This window comes from Enterocloster sp. 210928-DFI.2.20 (assembly GCF_020554465.1).
Classification (GTDB): domain Bacteria; phylum Bacillota; class Clostridia; order Lachnospirales; family Lachnospiraceae; genus Enterocloster; species Enterocloster bolteae.
In genome coordinates this window covers 1-18,361 of the sequence record NZ_JAJCHK010000045.1, presented here as the reverse complement: position 1 = coordinate 18,361, position 18,361 = coordinate 1, and the positions used below count along the sequence as shown (strand labels likewise).

Genomic DNA, 18,361 nt, shown 5'->3' with positions numbered 1-18,361 from the left:
TTAAGCCTCCTCCTTTATCTTCTTCTCATATCTCTTCTGAGTCTGATGATAATACCCCAATATGAACATTCCCTGTTCCTCCAGGGTAAGCCTTCTTGGGCAGGCGGCCCTCTGTCCCTCTGCCACCGTCAGCCTTCCCTGTAAATCACACAGCATTTTTTCGTAATATGTCTCTTTTGCCCCATTGTTCATCTTCTTTATGTGGCTGTTTTTCAGCTTAAATAAAATGGGGAAAATTGCCGCCGGTGTGGCGCATGCGGAATTAAAATATTTATCCTTTATGGTGGCGTTGATCCCCGGATTGGCTTCCTCCTGGATTGCCTCCAGAACCGCAAATTCCCTTCCCAGGATGTACGCGGTATTATTGCTGTCTTCATTAAGCGCCATGGTTATTTCCTCCCTTATATTTCCATTTTTTAGCAGATATGCCTTGATGATGGCAGCCCTTCCCCTGGTTATCTTATAAATACGGCTGTCCCCGTCGTCCTGCTCCGCCCGTATCCTGCCAAGCACGGCCTGATACAGGGACGCCGGATACCGGCTGCCGGATATAATTGACCTGTACACTGCCCCGGACATACTGGGAACCGGCTTTTTATCCCTGGATTTTTTATTGACCGTCTCCTGGAGCATACGCCATATTCCCAGATACTCCACAGCATCGGCTGCCGGACGGACTATTTCCATTCTGTCATAATGTTCTTTTATATGCTTTAATATGTTTCCAAAGCTGTCCTGATAGAAGAAACGCACGGCCAGCCTGGCTGCGTTGGGTGCCAGCCCTAATATATAAAACCGCTTTTCGATATCCAGACTGTCCTTAACATCCTGGACCGCAACTGCTTTTCCCTCCGCCAGGTTCTTGAATACCCCATCCACTATTTCCTGGTTCTCCATGGTCGGCTCCGACACACAGGCAAATATATTCTGGTACCGTTCGTCCCCTTCCTCGGACCAGTAAACCACGGCCGTGTCGCCGATGGTTGTCCCATGGGACCGGTCCGAAAGGAGGTAATTGAGCGCCGTGGTATAGGCATAGGCCGCGTATGTACCCACCGGCGCGTTAAAGCTCTGCTCCTTGCCGTATGATTCAAAGGCAGGTTCATTAAAGGAGACTAGCGCAGCTCCGCAGGGCTGGGCTCCCCTGACGCCTTTGATGGTGCCGTGAATCCTAGCGATTTCCTCCCTGCGCCCTGTCACCAGGCAGACGCCCTCAGGTCCGGTACCTGACTGATGGCTGTATTCTTCCCAGCACTGCATTATATCCGGGTCCTCATGGACATATTCCCCGTCTATCATGAACACCAGATTAGAACCGGATATGATCTCCTCCAGTTCCGGCACCAGGTATGGGTTTTCTGCTGCCCGGTCCGGCGCCCAGCAGTCAAAAAAGCGGCACACCGCCCTGGCTGCGGGACTGCTGATATTCCCCAGAATGTCCTTATGCTTCTTTTTGGCATACTCAAAACATTCCCTGGATCTCTCCGGTTTTCCCTTATTATCAATTCCCAGCATATAACCGGAATGGTCGCACAGGAAATTGGCAGATACACCGGAACAACGGGAAACCATTTGGGGTACCGTAAGGTCCTGGGGTACCCAGACTGTCTTTTTGCCTTTCTGCTGCTCTTTCTTAAGGGGGATGACACCCATAAGCTCCCCCTGCTCTGAAATATCCAGCCCGTACGCTACCCTGGCCCTGCACCAGCCCGGACTGGTTATCTTTTCCTTCCGCTCAAGGGCTTCATAATATTCAACAAGCGCCTGGAGAATCATCGCACCACCTCACAATTCCTTACATCCAGAACACCATCCTTCATGACAGCCCTGAAAAACATGGGTTTAATGTGCTCAGTATCTGAGTAATCCAGATCATACAGCATATATCCCAAATCTCTCTCCGTGCCGTCATATGCAGTGTCTACTTCCTCCTCTTCATAGAGGGCAAACCGGGCAGGGAATTCCCGGCATCCAAAATACGGCTGATGATAACACTCCCCCCTGCGCAGGCGGCGCATAATAATGTCCTTAAACTTACCCTCGTTATCCCCCGGGACTGCCTTGGGGGTCATCTCAAAATGGGCCTCAACCACATATTCCACATCCCGCAGAAGAATGGACGCCCTCTGTACGATTTCCTCTTTGCTGCTTATATACAGCGGTTTTCCTCCCCCGTTTACGGCAGTCAATGCGTTTCCTGCCAATACCTTGCTCTTTACCTCATTTCTTCGGATGCTGGTAAACTGGATGGGTTTTCTCACATAGATTTTGTCAATCACCCACCGCATCCCCGGATGCCAGTAGATCGCCTCCAGCATTCCCCTTGCGGCGGAAGGCGTCATCACATCATAGCTGCACCGTTCCACCTTCATCTCAGGGCGGCTGAAGAGGGCATAATCTCCCCACAGCCGGACCCGTACTCCTCGGCTCATCGCTTCGCTCCTTTCCGGCATACGCCATTTTCATAAAAGGGACTTAAAACATAAGGGCATCCCCGCGGCTTACGTCAATCACCAGCCCCCTCTCCCTTGTATACTGCTCCTTATTCCTCAGAACATAAAATTCCCGGTCTATCTGTTCCAGGCGGCCTGCGCCGCTCAGGGCTTCAAAATCATGTTCATAAACATTTACACAGTACTGTCCGGCCTGCCTGATAAGCTCCCTGCTATGCCCGCCCTGCCGGATTTGCATGGCAATCTGCGCTGCCTCCGGCTCTGTATCAATTAAAATGGTCCTGGTATTGCTCTCAATCAGGCGGAACCCGGAAGCCGCTGATGCAAATGGAAACATAAATGAACGGCTTCCCTGCTCGAACTGCTCCACCACATCCTTTGCGTCCAATCCCTCCCCTTTATACCGGTACAGCCTGGTGAAATATTCTCCTATGGCCTCCGGCGACGATATATCTTCATACTTCTGCGCAATCTGTCCGGCTACTGAAATGGGCAGTTTCAATTCCCGCGGTATATGGATATCCTCCTCTTCCTCCAACGTAAATACCTGGGTCATACATTCTTCCGGATCCCTCTTTCCCTCCCGGTTGCACCTTCCGGCAGCCTGGATCACACTGTCAATTCCGGCCAGTTCCCTGTATACAGCCGGAAAATCAAAATCCACGCCTGCTTCCACCAGACTGGTGGATATAAGCCGGCATGGTTCTCCCGACGACAGCCGGCTGCGAATCTCCTTCAAAATCTCCTTCCTGTGTTTTGGATACATCAAGGTAGATAAATGGTACGTCCCCCGGCCGCCAATGGAATCGCATACGCGCTGCACCCGTTTTCTGCTGTTCAGGATACAGAGGACCTGCTGCCGGCCTTCCAGCTCCTTCACCAGATGTTCCTGGGATATCCGCCCTGCCAGCTGTATCTTTGTCCTTTTGAAAAAATCATACTGTCCTTTTACATCCGGACATAGTTCCTCTGCCTTCAGTTCCTGCATCTTTGCAGGAAAGAAGGGCTGCAGGGACGGCTGGGTAGCTGTACAGATAACTGCTGTGCAGTGATAATTGCATATAAGCTCACTGATAGCCCGAATACACGGCATCAGATATTTCACCGGAAGCATTTGCGCCTCATCAAATATGATGACGCTGTTGGCAATATTATGCAGTTTACGGCATTCCGAGGTTCTGCAGGCATAGAGAGATTCAAAAAAACGGACATTTGTAGTGACCACCACCGGCTTGTCCCAGTTTTCTGCGGCCAGCTGCTCCATTTTTAATTCCTTGCCGCTCTCCTTATCCTCATATGTTACATTACAATGGTTTTCCAGGACATTTTTCTTTCCCAGGATTTCCTTAAATACCTGGGCGTTCTGTTCGATGATACTCGTATACGGGATCACATAAATAATCCGTTGAAGACCATGTTCCGCCGCGTGGCGCAGGGCAAACCCAAGGGAGGACACGGTCTTGCCTCCGCCGGTAGGTACCGTGAGCTGGTACAGTCCCTGCCTCCTGCTTCCTGCCTGCAAACAAGCCTTCAGTATAGCCGTCCTTCTTCCATTTACAGATGTCAAATCATCATTGGAAAGCCAGGATTCCACATGGCTTTCCAGTCGCCTGAGAAGGACATCCATACAATCATAGTCTCCCCTTCCCGCATCCTGTCCCAGCATGAATTGTTCCGTATCCAGATAATCTCCGTCCACAAGGCATGAAAACAGCATCCTGATAAAAAATGACAGGCCAAAGCCGCCCTTGCCTATCTGTCTCAGCGGCAGCCCGGGAAAATCCGGCATCTCAACTTCATTTTTATACGGACTGTAATCCTCTAACTGCTTTTTAAGCCTTCCCTGAAGCGTGGCCTCCCCTGCCGTGTCTCCGGTCCTTCCCCCGTCCAGAAGGCCTGAATGGTGGCCGCTGATGCAGTAAGCGGCGCAGTAAGCAGCCAGCGGATTGGACCCGGCATACAGCCGCATCATCTCCTGGGCTCCCGCCGTGGCGTGGTCCGTAATGGAACCGCCCTCCAGACGTTTTCTAAATCCCTGGGAATATTTCCCGATATCGTGCAGAACTCCGCATCCGTATCCCCATGCTCCGCACCGGAACGCTTCTGCAAACAGTTCAGAACGCCTGGCGGTCCCTGTGAGATGGTCCTTTACGGTCTGTTTTCGAGTCTTGTCCTCACTGATGTGCGCATAGTATTGCATAGGTTCCCCCCTTCCCCCGATATTGTACAAATTATAACATATATTTGTCTTAAATTAAATAATTTTGGTAAATGTTACCATATTCATTTTTTATATAAAGACAAATATTTTCGTTCAATGCGTCATAAATATAGACACACCTACTGCTCCTCCACAAACAGCGGAAATCCATCCTCGGCCCTGCAATCTCCCTCCTGTACCATCTGCGCCTTATCTTCCGGGTACTCAATGCAGCACCCCCTGCCTCTTGCCCGTGCGCACTTGGGATATCTGGGACAGATAAATTGATAACAAACTTTATCTGGACTTTTTTGCTCCATTTTAATTTTCCTCCTTGATTTTTATTTTTTTCTTTCATTATAGCGTGACTTTCTCTTTATTTCAATTATTAATAACTGAAAATTTGTTAAAATAAAAACTATTATGAAAACAATTTAACAAATATTGCTTTTTTTATATGAAAATGATATGGTAGTTAATGTAATCGGAAGCAAGGCTCTATGAGCCTTATTTATAGGAGTGTAACAACACAAAACAAGGAGGTATTACATGAACAAACCAGAACTTCAGAACAGATACCAGCTTTTTATAGGGGGGCAGTGGCGTGACGCTTCTGACGGTGAATTCTTTACCACAAAGTGTCCTGCCAATGGAGAAAAGCTGGCTGAGTGTGCTCAGGCTACCAAGGAAGACGTGGATGATGCTGTCAGGGAAGCATGGAAAGCATTTGAAACCTGGAAGAAGGTTCCTACCAGTGAACGCGCTGCCATTCTGAATAAAATCGCAGACATCATCGACGCAAATACAGAGCACCTGGCTATGGTAGAATCACTGGACAACGGCAAACCAATCCGCGAAACCATGGCCATCGACATTCCGTTAAGCGCAAAGCACTTCCGCTACTTTGCAGGCTGCATCATGGCCGAGGAAGGCAGCGCCAATATTCTGGATGAGCAGTTCCTCTCCCTGATTTTACGTGAACCAATTGGTGTTGTAGGACAGATTGTCCCCTGGAACTTCCCATTCCTTATGGCCGCATGGAAACTGGCTCCGGTTCTGGCAGCCGGCTGCTGTACAGTATTCAAGCCATCCAGCGACACCTCCCTTTCCGTCCTGGAATTTGCCAGATTAGTGCAGGATGTTATTCCAAAGGGCGTATTCAACGTGATTACCGGATCCGGATCCAAGTCAGGCCAGTATATGCTTGACCACAAGGGATTCAGAAAACTGGCATTTACCGGCTCCACCGAGGTAGGACGTCAGGTAGCTCTGGCAGCGGCGGACCGGCTCATCCCGGCCACCCTGGAATTAGGCGGAAAATCCGCTAATATCTTCTTCCCGGACTGCAACTGGGAGCAGGCCATCGACGGCCTCCAGCTGGGCATCCTGTTCAATCAGGGCCAGGTATGCTGTGCTGGCTCCCGTGTATTCGTACATGAGGATATTTACGATAAGTTCCTTGAGGACGCTGTAAAGGCATTTAACAATGTAAAGGTAGGTGTATCATGGGATCCTGAGACCCAGATGGGCAGCCAGATTAACGAGCGCCAGCTGGAAAAGATTTTAAGCTATGTGGAAATCGGAAAGCAGGAAGGCGCCCGCCTGATCTGCGGCGGCGAGCGTATCACGGATGGCGAACTGGCAAAGGGCTGCTTCATGCGTCCCACTCTGCTGGCCGACGTGACCAATGATATGCGGGTTGCCCAGGAGGAAATCTTCGGACCGGTTGCCTGTATCCTTAAATTCAGGGATGAGGACGAGGTCATCCGCATGGCCAACGACAATGCCTACGGCCTTGGCGGCGCTGTCTGGACCCGCGACTTAAACCGCGCTATCCGTGTATCCCGCGGCATTGAGACAGGACGTATGTGGGTCAATACATACAACCAGATTCCGGAAGGATCGCCCTTCGGCGGCTACAAGGAATCCGGTATTGGCCGCGAGACCCATAAGGTTATTCTGGAGCACTATACGCAGATGAAGAATATTATGATCAATCTCTCTGAAGCTCCCAGCGGATTCTATCCTGCAAAATAAAATCTTATATCCGCTTAGTAAATGTTTGAATCTATGTATTACATGATACCATAAAACCGGAAAATTCCTCATGACAGAAGTGCATGGGGAATTTTCCGGTTTTATATTTCTAATTCCATTCATTCCAAACACCCCAGACTGCATCAATCCATAAATATGGCGCATTCTAAAAGCATCCCAAAAACATTCAATGAAACCTACGGGAAAAATATGATCAAATATCACTTGACATATGTTACTGTAACTTTTATAATTACAGATAGTAACTGATATTTATTTGATTACAGTTTGCTCAGAAAGGATTTGTCATGAACAACAGCCTTACCGGATTTCTCGGTACCTATGCCTCGCCTGAAAGCCTGGGCATTTACCGTTTTACCATTGATTTAAGAAACGGGGCAATGTCTTACCCTGAATTATATTATGAAGCCCCTGATTGCAAGTATCTTTCCCTGAGGGATTCCATGCTGGCTTCCCCATTAAAAAGAGAGGGCCGGTCCGGGATATGTCTTTTGGATACAGCCCATAATAAGGAGGAAGCCCTTGCTCAACCGGCAGCGGAATGCTTTGGTGAGTCCTCGCCGGCCTGCTACGCGGCCCAGGATGACCGCTATCTATACACGGCAAACTACCATGAAGGTACTATACTGATATATGAGATAACATATGAGGAAGATTCCCCCGGACGTAAAAAGCGGCCCACCCTCCCGCATCTTGAACTGGCTAAAAGAATCCCCATTGCGCCTAAGGCCGGGTGCCATCAGATTTTATTTCACAGCCACTATATGATGGTTCCCTGCCTGCTGCTGGATAAAATGATGGTATTTGACTGCCAAAAGGATTTTACCCTTGTATCAGAACTGGCCTTTGACAAGGGAACCGGCCCCCGCCACGGAATTTTTGACAGGGACCATAAGCAGTTCTTCCTTGTCAGCGAGCTGAGCAACCAGGTTTTTGTGTACAGTCTGACAGAAGACGGGGCCGCAGGGACAGACAGCAGCCATAACAGTATATCCCTTCCTGACTTTTCCATGAAGCTCCTGCAAATCTGCCCCATCCTGCCTTTGGATGCAGTATATGAGGAACCACCTGCATCGGCAGCCATACGCCTGTCACCGGACCAACGTTTTTTATATGTATCCACCCGATTTGCCGAGGTCATAACGGTCTTTAAAATCAGCCATGGGCGGCTGGAGCAAATCCAGCAAACAGGCTGCGGCGGCATCCATCCCCGCGACATGGTTCTTACGCCTGACGGCCGGTACCTGCTGGTGGCAAACCGCACCCAAGGCGGACTGGTCAGCTTTCAGCTCAACCCGGAAACAGGGGAGCTCCTGGACATATGCTCCCGCGTACCTGCGCCGGAAGCTGTTTCCATTGTTCTTTCCCAGCATACTATTTAACCCATATTTCGCCTGAGGAGGTAGAAGAATGATAAAACTTGATATTGGAATCGTAGGTCTTTCCGTTATGGGAAGAAGTCTTGCCCTGAATATGGCTGATCACGGATTTAAGGTGGGCGGTTATAACCGCAGCGCCGCTGTCACAGAGCAGGTCATGAGGGACCATCCTCATGAGAACCTGATACCCTTTTATGACCTTAAGGACATGACGGACGCCCTTGCCCGTCCCCGGAAGGTAATGCTGATGATCCAGGCAGGCAAACCGGTGGATGCCGTCATAGAACAGCTGGTTCCTCTTCTTGAAAAGGGGGATATGATACTGGACGGAGGCAATTCCTTCTTTGAAGATACCAGAAGGCGGGCAGCCCTGCTGGCAGAAAAGGGAATCCACTATCTGGGGGTAGGCATTTCCGGAGGAGAGGAAGGCGCCCGGTTCGGTCCCTCCGTCATGCCCGGAGGAAATGCCGATGCTTACGAATCAGTACGTCCCATACTGGAAGCCATTGCAGCCAGGGCCATGGATGAGCCCTGCTGCGCCTACATCGGCCCGGACGGCGCCGGACATTATGTAAAAATGGTCCACAACGGCATTGAGTACGCAGATATGCAGCTGATTGCTGAATCCTATCTTCTGTTAAAATATGTGGGCGGATTCAACAATCAGGAGCTGGCTCATATCTTTAAATCCTGGAACGAAGGGGAGCTTTACAGCTACCTGATTGGCATTACTGCCGGTATCTTCCGTGAGGCCGACGACCTGGGGGACGGGGAGCTCATTGACCGCATCAAAGACAGCGCAAAACAAAAAGGAACCGGAAGGTGGGCCAGCATAGAAGCCCTGAAGCAAGGCGTGGATATCTCCATGATCACTTCCGCCTGCACGGCCCGTATTATGTCCAATCATCTGGATGAACGTGAAAAGGCATGGCAGCTTATCCATTCACCGGCTGTCGGCCTCTCTCCTGATAAAGAGTCGTTTGCAGCCATGGTCCGCGAAGCCCTGTATACCGGAAAAATCATCGCATATGCCCAGGGTTTCTCCCTGATGCAGGATGCATCCAGGCTGTACGGCTGGAATCTGGACCTGGGAAAAATTGCTTCCATATTCCGCGCCGGATGCATTATCCAGGCTGTTTTCTTAAATGACATCACCCATGCATTTGAAGCGGAACCAAAGCCGGAAAACCTTATATTCGATGGTTTCTTCCTGTCCCGCATCAACGAGCATCAGGACAGCCTGCGCCAGGCCGTATCCACCGGCGTCATGAACGGCCTTCCCATTCCTGCCCTCTGCAACGCAGTGTCCTACCTGGACGAATTCCGCGCAAAGGCGGCAGGCGCCAATCTGATCCAGGCCCAACGCGACTGCTTTGGAGCCCATACCTATGAGAGAACAGACCGCGAAGGCATATTCCACCATGAATGGAGGTGGGCTAATGACAATCAGCACTAACCTTACCATCTTCGGCGGCACCGGGGATCTTACCTTCCGCAAGCTTCTTCCTGCACTTTATACCATGGATATCACCGGAAAGCTTCCGGAGGACAGCCGCATCACCATCATTGGCCGCCGGGACTACGACAGCAGCCATTACCGTCAGATTGCCAGGGACTGGGTGGAGAAATTCACCCGGCTCTCCTTTGAGGAAAAAGCATTTAACCGTTTTTCTGAAAAAATAGATTATTACCGGATGGATTTCTCCCGTTTGGAAGCATATCATGGACTGAATCACTATTACAGGGAAAATGATATCCACTCCCACATCTTTTACTTTGCAGTGGCTCCCCGTTTTTTCAGCATCATCACAGAAGGACTCAAACTGGTCCACGGTTCTTCCTCCGGCAAGGTGATACTTGAAAAGCCTTTCGGCGAGAACCTTGCTGCGGCCGCAGCCCTTAACAAAGAGCTGGAAGTGTTCTTTGGCCCGGAGCATATTTACCGCATCGACCACTATCTTGGAAAAGAAATGGTCCGCAATATCCAGGCAATCCGGTTTTCCAATCCCATTTTTACAGACGTATGGAATTCCCGCTATATTGAATCTGTGCAGATTTCCGCCCTGGAGGATATGGGCGTGGAAACCCGCGGCGGATACTATGATGCCAGCGGCGCCCTGAAGGATATGGTGCAGAACCATCTGTTCCAGATTTTGTCCATCATGGCCATGGAACAGCCGGAGGAATTCAGCCCTAAGGGGCTGCACGATGCCCAGCTGGATGTATTCCGCTGTTTACAGCCGGCAGATGAGTCATCCATAGAAAGCACCCTGATCCTGGGTCAATATGAGGGATACCGCGGCGAACCTCTTGTAAAACCGGATTCACAGACAGAAACCTACGGAGCCCTGCGGCTTTTCATTGACAACCAGCGCTGGAAAGGGACCCCCTTTTACATCCGGACCGGCAAAAAGACAGGGAAACGCGAGATTGAACTGGCTGTCATATTCCGCAGGCCCTATCAGGAAGTAGAGCCCAACATACTAATCATAAAGATTCAGCCCACAGAAGGCGTCTATCTGCAGTTTAATATCAAACGTCCCGGTGATTCTGAGGATATCATACCGGCCAAGATGGATTTCTGCCAGAACTGCAGCCTGATTCATCAGCTCAATACCCCTGAGGCCTATGAACGTCTTATCACTGCCTGTATGGCAGGTGAACGCTCCTGGTTCTCACAATGGGACCAGATAGAGTTTAGCTGGAATTACATCAGCCATCTGAAGGAACTTCACGCCGCAAAGCGGCTGCCGGTGTATCCTTACAGGCCCGGAACCCGTGGACCGGCTGAAGCGGACCGGATGCTGGAACAATATGGGCATAGCTGGCTGTAGGTGTCTGAAAACGGCTGCAGGGGCTTCAGGCGTCTTAGACAGCTTTAAACGGCAGCAGACCACAGGAGGCACAATATGTACAGTAAAGAAGAACAGAAAAAAGCGGCTGCCTGGCAGGCGGCCATGGAGGTAGAGGATAACATGGTGTTGGGCCTCGGAACCGGTTCAACTGTATATTATCTCATGGAAAAACTGTCCGAACGAATCCGCGGCGGACTGAATGTCCATGGGGCAGCCACTTCTCTTGAGACGGAAGGCTTGGCCCGCCGTTTGGGCATCCCCCTTATCTCCCTGGAGGATGCCCGGACCATACACCTGGCTATCGACGGGGTGGACGCCATTGACCCGGATTTCTATTCCATTAAGGGCGGAGGCGGTGCCCTGTTCCGTGAAAAGATCATCGCCTGCAAGGCCCGGCGGGTCATATGGATTATGGACCAGAGCAAGCTTGTACATTCCCTGAGCGGATGTGTGCTGCCTGTGGAGGTTCCTGCTTTTGCAGTTCCCTATGTGGAGGAACAGGTAAGGGAAGCAGGGTTTATACCGAAGCTGAGGATAAAAAACGGGACAGTATTTGTCACAGACAACGGCAGCCATATCCTGGATCTGACAGGAGGCGTTGAAATGGATTACCCCATGGCAGCGGTTCGTCTCAAATCCATGACCGGTGTCTTGGAAACAGGGCTGTTCGGTGATATCTGCGAAAAAATCATAGTGGGAACGGAAAACGGAACCCAAGAACGCTTCCATAATTGAACTACACAGACAGAAACTAGCGCTCCCAGACACACCAGAAAAATCCCGGACTCTGCATCATACAGAATCCGGAATCTTTTAATATACATATCTGAATAATCTCATCAGCTAATATCCAACAATCATTAATCATCAAACCATTCATCAATCCGTCTATGCCGACTTTGCCCTTGCAGCTGCCTTATCCTCCAGCTTGGATACAAACACCGTGCCTGCAAGATCTCCCAGGCAGTTGTTGGTGGTGGTTCCCATGTCAAACAGGCGGTAGAATGCAGCTATGATTCCTACAATCTCTGTAGGCAGGCCAAAAGCAGTTACCATGACCAGCAGCTTTACGATGCCGCTTCCCGGGATACCGCCGCCGCCAGTGGAAAGAATAGCTGACATCAGTATGATCTTCACCATGGTTCCCAGAGTGACAGGAACACCGATGGTCTGACTGATAAACAGGATGACACAGCCGTACAGGATAACGCTGCCGTCATAGTTCATCTGTGAGCCCAGGGGTACGGTGAAGCCGGAAATAGTCTCCGGAACATTGAATTTCTCCTTGGCCACTTTAATATTAATCGGAATGGCAGCCACACTGGAGCAGGTGGAAATGGTGTATACCCACAGCTCCGCACTGTCCTTTAAAAACTTAAGAGGATTGATTCCTGCGGTCACCCAGATAACTGTGCAGTAAACCAGTACCACATGCACCAGGCAGGCCAGATAATAGGTGCCTACCAGGGTTGCCATGCTGGTAAAGATGCCGGCTCCGTACTTTCCGAAGGAATCTCCCATCAGGAAGAATACGCCGATTGGAGATACCAGCATAATCATGTTAATCAGTGAAAATACCATATCATTGAGCACGTTCATGCCCTTGATAGCCTTCTCCTTGTGCTCCGGATTCTTCATCCTTAAAATCGCCACGCCCAGCAGAATCGCGATGACTACGGTCTGAAGGATATTGCCGTCCGCAAAGGTCTGGATAATATTGGATGAGAACATTCCTGTGAAGAAATCAGCTACCGTGATGTCCGCGCTGCCCGTTACTTCCTTGGATGCCAGTCCTGTAAAATTAGCTATGGTGCCCGGCTTTACAATGGATGTAACCAGGATGCCGATGGCGCAGGCAACCAGTGTGGTGATAACATAATACGCCATAATGCGGAAGCTGATTCTTCCCAGTGTCTTCATATCCTTCTGTGAAACAACACCCGTCACAATGGTAACAAGCACCATTGGCACAACAATCATTTTAATACAATTCAGCCAGATAGTTCCGATAAATCCAACTTTAGTCATTGGTTCCCCGATGACAATTCCCAAAACCGCTCCCAGCAGCATAGCTGCAAATATCTGCGTGGATAAACCTATCTTTTTACCAGCTATCTTCATATGTCAAATCCCCCTTTATCGTAAAGAATCCAGTTCACGTATAATCGCTACCGCTTTTTCCGTATCCTCCCTTGAAATATCTCTGTAAAATACCAGTCTTACCTTATCCTTTAACACCGGCTTGATTAATAACCCCTTTTCGGCCGCCTTGCCGCAGTACTCCCCTGGTGTAAGGCCCAGTCCATTGGCATCCAGGACAATGATATTGCTCATGACCTTCCCATATACCTTTGTGTTCTTTAAATCCTTTAGCTGCTCAGCCGCATAGGCAGCATTGGCGTTATCCTCTGCCAGCCGCTCAATGTTGTGCGTGAGGGCATACATTCCAGGCGCTGCAATCACGCCTGCCTGCCTCATGGCTCCGCCTAAAAGCTTTCTCTTGTCCCTGATCTTCATGGAAAACGCTTCAGAACAGCATACCAGGGAACCGATAGGCGCCCCCAGCCCCTTTGAGATGCAGAACATCACCGAATCCACATATTTGCACATTTCCCGCGCTTCCACGCCCAGGGCCACCACTGCATTGAACATCCTGGCTCCATCCATGTGGACAGGGACCCCAAACTCCTTTGCCAGCTCATGAATCGCTTTCATCCTCTCTAACGGGACACAGGTACCGCCTGAAAAATTGTGAGTATTTTCGATACACAGCAGGGCAATCTCCTGGCTCTCCAAAATGCGGCGCATGTCGTCAAGGTCCGGCAGGTTATCCTGGTCCAATTTATACGTAACCGGTTCAAGCTGCCCGATGGATGGGTCAAATACCACCTTCTCGCTTAAGTAAATATGCTGCATCTCATCTACCATCACCTTCTGGCCGGGCCTGCAATAAGCCAGAATAGCAGATGTGTTGCCCTGTGTTCCTGACGGGAACAATACAGCCGCCTCTTTTCCTGTCATCTCTGCCGCCAGGTCCTCCAGTTCATTGACTGCCAGATCCTCTCCCCTTCCTTTGGAATCCGTCCTTCCGTCATCCCCCAGCTTTGCCTCCAGTATGGTCTCCAGCATTTCCCTGGTTGGCATACTGATAGTGTCACTTCTCAAATCTACCATTTCATTCCCTCCTTAATGGTTATATGGTATTAATAAGCAATATTTATGCCATTTTTCTTCTTTGGTATGGAAAATACGAAAAAACAGCTATATTCAGAGATATTTTTACTAATATCTGCAAAATATAGCTGTTTTTTGAGGTTTTCTGATTCAATAATTGATAGAGGGATGGAGATATATCCCAGTTTATGTAATTTTTTTCCATTGAACGTTTTCTGTCATGTGTCGCAGATTATATCAAAAGTGTCGCACAGCAACATATAAGACGCTTTCTGCGACACGAGATACGACTTTGTATGCGACATGATATACAGAATTATATGTGGCATAATATACGGCACTATTTACAGCATTATATACGGCACACTATCTACAGCATTATATACGGCACACCATCTATAGCATTATATACAGCACACTATCTACGGCATTATATACGGCACACTATCTACAGCATTATATACAGCACACCATCTACAGCATTATATACAGCACACCATCTACAGCATTATATACGGCACACTATCTACAGCATTATATACGACACACTATATACGGCATTATATACAGCATTACCACTGGTACAACATTCACTATGCCTTTCTATACTGTGCGTGCCGCATAAAACCATGGACCGTTACTCCATTCCGAATTTTTTGATATACCTCCAAATCGTACTTCTGTGTATTCCAAGAATCCGGGCGGCTTTTGTTTTATTGCCTCCGGCCTGCTCCATAGCCTGGGCCAAACACTCTTCAGTTATTTCCCTGCTTATATTCTCCTGACCCGGTTCCTCCTGACTTCTGTTTACGCGGCCTTTAGTTGCTTTGTAATTCCCTATTCCATTACTTCCCGGAAAGCCGCTGCTATTTCCCCTCTGCTCCATTTCGCAAGGCGGTTCATAGTTTTGAATCACATAGCCAGCAGCTTCCCCTGATATGACAGAGGAATCGCATATGATACGCACCTTCTCCATAAAATGCCTCAGCTGGCGGGCGTTTCCCGGCCATCCGTAAGAGGTAAGCACCTTCTCTGCCGCAGGGGTAAGGCAGCATTTTCCCCCGCTTTCCCTGAGAAACAGATTGGCCAGATCAGGAATATCCTCAACCCGTTCCCTGAGCGGCGGTATCTTTAGGGTCAGCACATTAAGACGGTAAAATAAGTCCTCCCTGAATTTGTGCTCACCTACCAGCTCCATCAGGTTTTTGTTGGTCGCTGCAAATATCCTGATATTCACGGGAAAAACCCGGTCGCCGCCCAGACGCATGACCTTACGCTCCTGCAAAACACGCAGCAGCCTGCTCTGAAGGGACATGGGCATTTCCCCTATCTCATCCAGGAAAATGGTCCCATTGTGAGCCAGCTCAAAGAGCCCCATCTTTCCGCTGCGCCTGGCGCCGGTAAAGGCACCATCATCATATCCAAAAAGCTCACTCTCCAGAATTCCCTCGGGAAGAGCCGCACAGTTTACAGCAACAAAAGGACCGTTTCTGCGGCTGCTGGCATTGTGCATGCTCTGGGCAAACATCTCCTTACCGGAACCCGTCTCACCCAGCAAAAGTACAGTCAGGTCCGTATGGGCGTACCTCTTTGCATGCTGGATGCACTGATTCATCTGCTGGCTGCTTCCGCATATATCCTTAAATGAATAGGTGGCCTGAAATCCCTTGATGCCTTTATCCCTGATTTTATGTTCCCCTCTGGTGATGGTTCCCGCATCATTGAAGGTGATAACCGCACCCAATATCTCTCCATTTTTATATGTTAAGGGAATCATATCATAAAGAATATCAGCCCCATTAATGGAACCTGTCTCCTGTATGATTTCCTCTCCTGTTGCCAATACATCATGGACTGCCTCAAAGGCGGGCAGCACCTCTGTTATGGGCGTATCGTAAACCAGCCCGCCCGGATTTGGCAGGTAAGGCTTGGCAACACGGTTCATCCAGGTAATATTTCCTTTTATGTCAACTGCTACATACTTTTCATTGGTGGTATTGAGAATGGTCTTAAGCTCCTCTGCCTTTCTGGTAGCAGCCTTGACCGTGGCAATCAGCTTCTCTGCTTCCTGACACGCATAGGACAATGACTTGTCCGTCAGCTCAATGCGGACTGCGGGCAGTCCCAATTCTCTGGCATAACGTGTCTGGATAAGCCCGCCCACAATCACGTCTACCCCTTCATTTTTAAGCTTCTGGATTTGATGGTACGTATCATCTTCATCCACGGCAAATATCTGCCGTATGCTTACATTCAGAATGGGATTTAAACGCTCCAGACCGCTGAGAAGGTTGTTATAGCCAATGACCCCGATGTTCCTTCCATAGCTGCTGGCCTCAATCAGGGTGTCTGCCATATCCTCAAAGGGGATGGGTATCTCCACCACCGGCAGGTCCACTACCTTGCGTATCCGCAGCGCTGTGGCCCCGCGGCCTAATATAACGCTGACCCCGCGCCTGAGCATCTCCGGAACCAGTTCCGGATCCCATACCGTGACGATTACATCCTTATCCAATTTTTTGAATATTTTCTGTGCCTGCTCCACGAAGTCTTCGCTGAAAGCGGCGTACCAAATCTGGCTCATGGAAAGTCCTCCGATTCTTCACCACATAATCACATCAAGCTAAACCGTCTATATCCATTTCTCTGATTCGTTTTACCACATCCAAATCCGCCGGAAGCCACTCTACATCATCGAACTGTTCCCTGTTCATCCAACGGGCTGATTTGTGCTCTTTCAGTTGAATTTTCCCCTCTGCAATCGAGCATAAATAGCAATGCATCATCAGATGGAACTGGGGATAATTACATTCAACTGTCATCAAAAATTGTTCCACGATAGCGTCAATACCCAGTTCCTCTTTTAACTCTCGCAGCAATGCCGCCTGGGGAGACTCCCCTTCTTCAATTTTCCCACCAGGGAATTCCCAACCACCTTCAAACTCTCCATAACCTCTTTGGGTGCCTAAAAATGTTCCATCCTTATGCAGAACCGCGGCTGCCACTTCAATCTTCTTCATCCCAATGACCCCAGCTTTGTAGAATTATATTAATCAAATGAGCCTTTGCTTAAAATTTTATTTATTCAAATGTCTCAAAAAATTCAGCCATAGAACAGTCCAATGCCACTATAATCTTTTCAAGACTCATAATTGATAAATTCCGTTTTCCATTTTCTACAGATGCAATATAGGTCCGGTCCAGACCTGCCTTAAACGCCAAGGATTCTTGACTTAATAATAGTTCTTTTCTTAATTGGCGTATCCTGTTTCCAACTTTTATTCTTATATCACCGGAAAACTCCATCTCCCTCACCTCTTACAGGTAAGCGTAACGAAATGTGACTTATTTAGCAACGGACTATAAGTCACATATATCTTTACTCCATAAATATTTTATACCACACGAAATGAAAAATCGTTAACTATAAGCTCCCCCGCTGCGTTCACATCAACACATTCCTGCGTCAATCCCTTCTTGCATTCATTCCCTGCAATTGCAGCTATCCAAAAAAAAATGCATGACACACCCTCAGGCCCATCATGCATTTTATATTTCAACTATACATTTCTTCCCATCTCATATGCCTGCTTCATAGCCGGCGTACCCTTAATTTCTCCTGCCTGCCAGGCACCTGTTCCATAAATGATTCCCTTTTCCCTGGCTCCTGTCAGACAATCCTGCGTAAATCCCCGGAATCCTTCAATGGTGCGATCCATCATTTTCTGTTCTGTATCCGCAGCAGCCACTATGAAATAGAAATCCTTATTCTGAATTTCGGTATATCTGGGAACTGTGCGGTCAATCAATGTCTTCATCTGTGCATCCATGGTGTAAAAGTACACCGGTGTAGCCAGTACAATGACATCTGCATCCACCATTTTATCCAGTATCTCTGCCATCTCATCCTTTTGAACACACTTATGGGTGGTGTTACAGACACCGCATCCGATACAATATCCAATCTTTCTACTGGCCAGAAAAATCTTCTCCGCCTGATTTCCGGATTCCTGTACCCCACGGATAAACTCATCGCAGAGTGTATCAGAATTTCCGCCTTTCCTTGGGCTTGCTGATATGACTAATACATGTTTACTCATATGTAAATCTCCTCTCATTTTGTTATCTCTCATCATCCTATCATCTGGAGCTAACTTCAAGTCAAGAAGTTTTTATTCCTGCAACCCTAAAATGTAATATTAACTTCTTGTTTCACCAACTAAATTCGTGATTGACGATTTC

At 48.8% G+C, this 18,361-nt stretch carries 15 protein-coding genes; 5 read left to right on the top strand and 10 right to left on the bottom strand.

What is annotated here, in order from left to right; translation table 11 throughout:
- The 4 genes from cas8c to LI015_RS25370 form a co-directional block, all read right to left on the bottom strand.
- Positions 1-1,776 (bottom strand): type I-C CRISPR-associated protein Cas8c/Csd1, encoded by a 1,776-nt coding sequence (gene cas8c / locus LI015_RS25385; RefSeq protein ID WP_227126605.1) that lies wholly within the window; start codon positions 1,774-1,776, stop codon positions 1-3.
- Positions 1,773-2,432, bottom strand: coding sequence for a type I-C CRISPR-associated protein Cas5c (gene cas5c, locus LI015_RS25380; protein WP_227126604.1), 660 nt, complete (start codon positions 2,430-2,432; stop codon positions 1,773-1,775). The genes cas8c and cas5c overlap by 4 nt, the downstream gene beginning before the upstream one ends.
- 43 nt (positions 2,433-2,475) lie before the next feature.
- Positions 2,476-4,653, bottom strand: coding sequence for a CRISPR-associated helicase Cas3' (gene cas3, locus LI015_RS25375; RefSeq protein WP_227126603.1), 2,178 nt, complete (start codon positions 4,651-4,653; stop codon positions 2,476-2,478).
- 140 nt (positions 4,654-4,793) lie between these two features.
- Positions 4,794-4,973 (bottom strand): hypothetical protein, encoded by a 180-nt coding sequence (locus LI015_RS25370; RefSeq protein WP_227126602.1) that lies wholly within the window; start codon positions 4,971-4,973, stop codon positions 4,794-4,796.
- A gap of 229 nt (positions 4,974-5,202) precedes the next feature.
- Here LI015_RS25370 and LI015_RS25365 point away from each other — a divergent pair, with 229 nt between their 5' ends.
- The 5 genes from LI015_RS25365 to rpiA all read left to right on the top strand — a co-directional run bounded on the left by LI015_RS25365 (position 5,203) and on the right by rpiA (position 11,680).
- A complete protein-coding gene (locus tag LI015_RS25365; RefSeq protein ID WP_002568442.1) occupies positions 5,203-6,690 on the top strand; it encodes an aldehyde dehydrogenase family protein in 1,488 nt (495 codons plus the stop codon).
- Positions 6,691-6,998: 308 nt separating this feature from the next.
- Positions 6,999-8,093 carry a lactonase family protein gene (locus LI015_RS25360; RefSeq protein WP_227126601.1) on the top strand — a complete coding sequence of 365 codons (1,095 nt, stop codon included), beginning with the start codon at positions 6,999-7,001 and terminating at the stop codon, positions 8,091-8,093.
- A 28-nt stretch (positions 8,094-8,121) separates the two neighbouring features.
- Positions 8,122-9,546 (top strand): NADP-dependent phosphogluconate dehydrogenase, encoded by a 1,425-nt coding sequence (gene gndA, locus LI015_RS25355; protein WP_227126600.1) that lies wholly within the window; start codon positions 8,122-8,124, stop codon positions 9,544-9,546.
- On the top strand, positions 9,530-10,924 hold the full coding sequence (gene zwf, locus LI015_RS25350; RefSeq protein ID WP_227126599.1) for a glucose-6-phosphate dehydrogenase: 1,395 nt from the start codon (positions 9,530-9,532) through the stop codon (positions 10,922-10,924). The genes gndA and zwf overlap by 17 nt, the downstream gene beginning before the upstream one ends.
- Before the next feature lie 75 nt (positions 10,925-10,999).
- Positions 11,000-11,680 carry a ribose-5-phosphate isomerase RpiA gene (gene rpiA / locus LI015_RS25345; protein WP_227126598.1) on the top strand — a complete coding sequence of 227 codons (681 nt, stop codon included), beginning with the start codon at positions 11,000-11,002 and terminating at the stop codon, positions 11,678-11,680.
- A gap of 153 nt (positions 11,681-11,833) precedes the next feature.
- Here rpiA and LI015_RS25340 read toward each other — a convergent pair whose 3' ends face one another.
- The 6 genes from LI015_RS25340 to LI015_RS25315 form a co-directional block, all read right to left on the bottom strand.
- On the bottom strand, positions 11,834-13,066 hold the full coding sequence (locus LI015_RS25340) for a dicarboxylate/amino acid:cation symporter (protein WP_002568447.1): 1,233 nt from the start codon (positions 13,064-13,066) through the stop codon (positions 11,834-11,836).
- Positions 13,067-13,081: 15 nt separating this feature from the next.
- Positions 13,082-14,119 carry a threonine aldolase family protein gene (locus LI015_RS25335; protein WP_002568448.1) on the bottom strand — a complete coding sequence of 346 codons (1,038 nt, stop codon included), beginning with the start codon at positions 14,117-14,119 and terminating at the stop codon, positions 13,082-13,084.
- A gap of 637 nt (positions 14,120-14,756) precedes the next feature.
- On the bottom strand, positions 14,757-16,703 hold the full coding sequence (locus LI015_RS25330) for a sigma-54-dependent Fis family transcriptional regulator (RefSeq protein WP_002568450.1): 1,947 nt from the start codon (positions 16,701-16,703) through the stop codon (positions 14,757-14,759).
- Positions 16,704-16,737: 34 nt separating this feature from the next.
- On the bottom strand, positions 16,738-17,139 hold the full coding sequence (locus LI015_RS25325) for a (deoxy)nucleoside triphosphate pyrophosphohydrolase (protein ID WP_227126597.1): 402 nt from the start codon (positions 17,137-17,139) through the stop codon (positions 16,738-16,740).
- A 61-nt stretch (positions 17,140-17,200) separates the two neighbouring features.
- Complete coding sequence (locus LI015_RS25320) at positions 17,201-17,425, bottom strand: helix-turn-helix domain-containing protein (protein ID WP_002568452.1); 225 nt, start codon at positions 17,423-17,425, stop codon at positions 17,201-17,203.
- 254 nt (positions 17,426-17,679) lie between these two features.
- Positions 17,680-18,219: a flavodoxin family protein gene (locus LI015_RS25315; RefSeq protein ID WP_002568453.1), complete on the bottom strand. Its 540-nt coding sequence runs from the start codon at positions 18,217-18,219 to the stop codon at positions 17,680-17,682.
- Positions 18,220-18,361: the final 142 nt, after the last annotated feature.

What these genes read in the sequence shown, in the direction of transcription:
- cas8c (WP_227126605.1), bottom strand. Translation starts at nt 1,776, where the DNA reads ATGATTCTCCAGGCGCTTGTTGAATATTATGAAGCCCTTGAGCGGAAG.
- cas5c (WP_227126604.1), bottom strand. Translation starts at nt 2,432, where the DNA reads ATGAGCCGAGGAGTACGGGTCCGGCTGTGGGGAGATTATGCCCTCTTC.
- cas3 (WP_227126603.1), bottom strand. Translation starts at nt 4,653, where the DNA reads ATGCAATACTATGCGCACATCAGTGAGGACAAGACTCGAAAACAGACC.
- LI015_RS25370 (WP_227126602.1), bottom strand. Translation starts at nt 4,973, where the DNA reads ATGGAGCAAAAAAGTCCAGATAAAGTTTGTTATCAATTTATCTGTCCC.
- LI015_RS25365 (WP_002568442.1), top strand. Translation starts at nt 5,203, where the DNA reads ATGAACAAACCAGAACTTCAGAACAGATACCAGCTTTTTATAGGGGGG.
- LI015_RS25360 (WP_227126601.1), top strand. Translation starts at nt 6,999, where the DNA reads ATGAACAACAGCCTTACCGGATTTCTCGGTACCTATGCCTCGCCTGAA.
- gndA (WP_227126600.1), top strand. Translation starts at nt 8,122, where the DNA reads ATGATAAAACTTGATATTGGAATCGTAGGTCTTTCCGTTATGGGAAGA.
- zwf (WP_227126599.1), top strand. Translation starts at nt 9,530, where the DNA reads ATGACAATCAGCACTAACCTTACCATCTTCGGCGGCACCGGGGATCTT.
- rpiA (WP_227126598.1), top strand. Translation starts at nt 11,000, where the DNA reads ATGTACAGTAAAGAAGAACAGAAAAAAGCGGCTGCCTGGCAGGCGGCC.
- LI015_RS25340 (WP_002568447.1), bottom strand. Translation starts at nt 13,066, where the DNA reads ATGAAGATAGCTGGTAAAAAGATAGGTTTATCCACGCAGATATTTGCA.
- LI015_RS25335 (WP_002568448.1), bottom strand. Translation starts at nt 14,119, where the DNA reads ATGGTAGATTTGAGAAGTGACACTATCAGTATGCCAACCAGGGAAATG.
- LI015_RS25330 (WP_002568450.1), bottom strand. Translation starts at nt 16,703, where the DNA reads ATGAGCCAGATTTGGTACGCCGCTTTCAGCGAAGACTTCGTGGAGCAG.
- LI015_RS25325 (WP_227126597.1), bottom strand. Translation starts at nt 17,139, where the DNA reads ATGAAGAAGATTGAAGTGGCAGCCGCGGTTCTGCATAAGGATGGAACA.
- LI015_RS25320 (WP_002568452.1), bottom strand. Translation starts at nt 17,425, where the DNA reads ATGGAGTTTTCCGGTGATATAAGAATAAAAGTTGGAAACAGGATACGC.
- LI015_RS25315 (WP_002568453.1), bottom strand. Translation starts at nt 18,219, where the DNA reads ATGAGTAAACATGTATTAGTCATATCAGCAAGCCCAAGGAAAGGCGGA.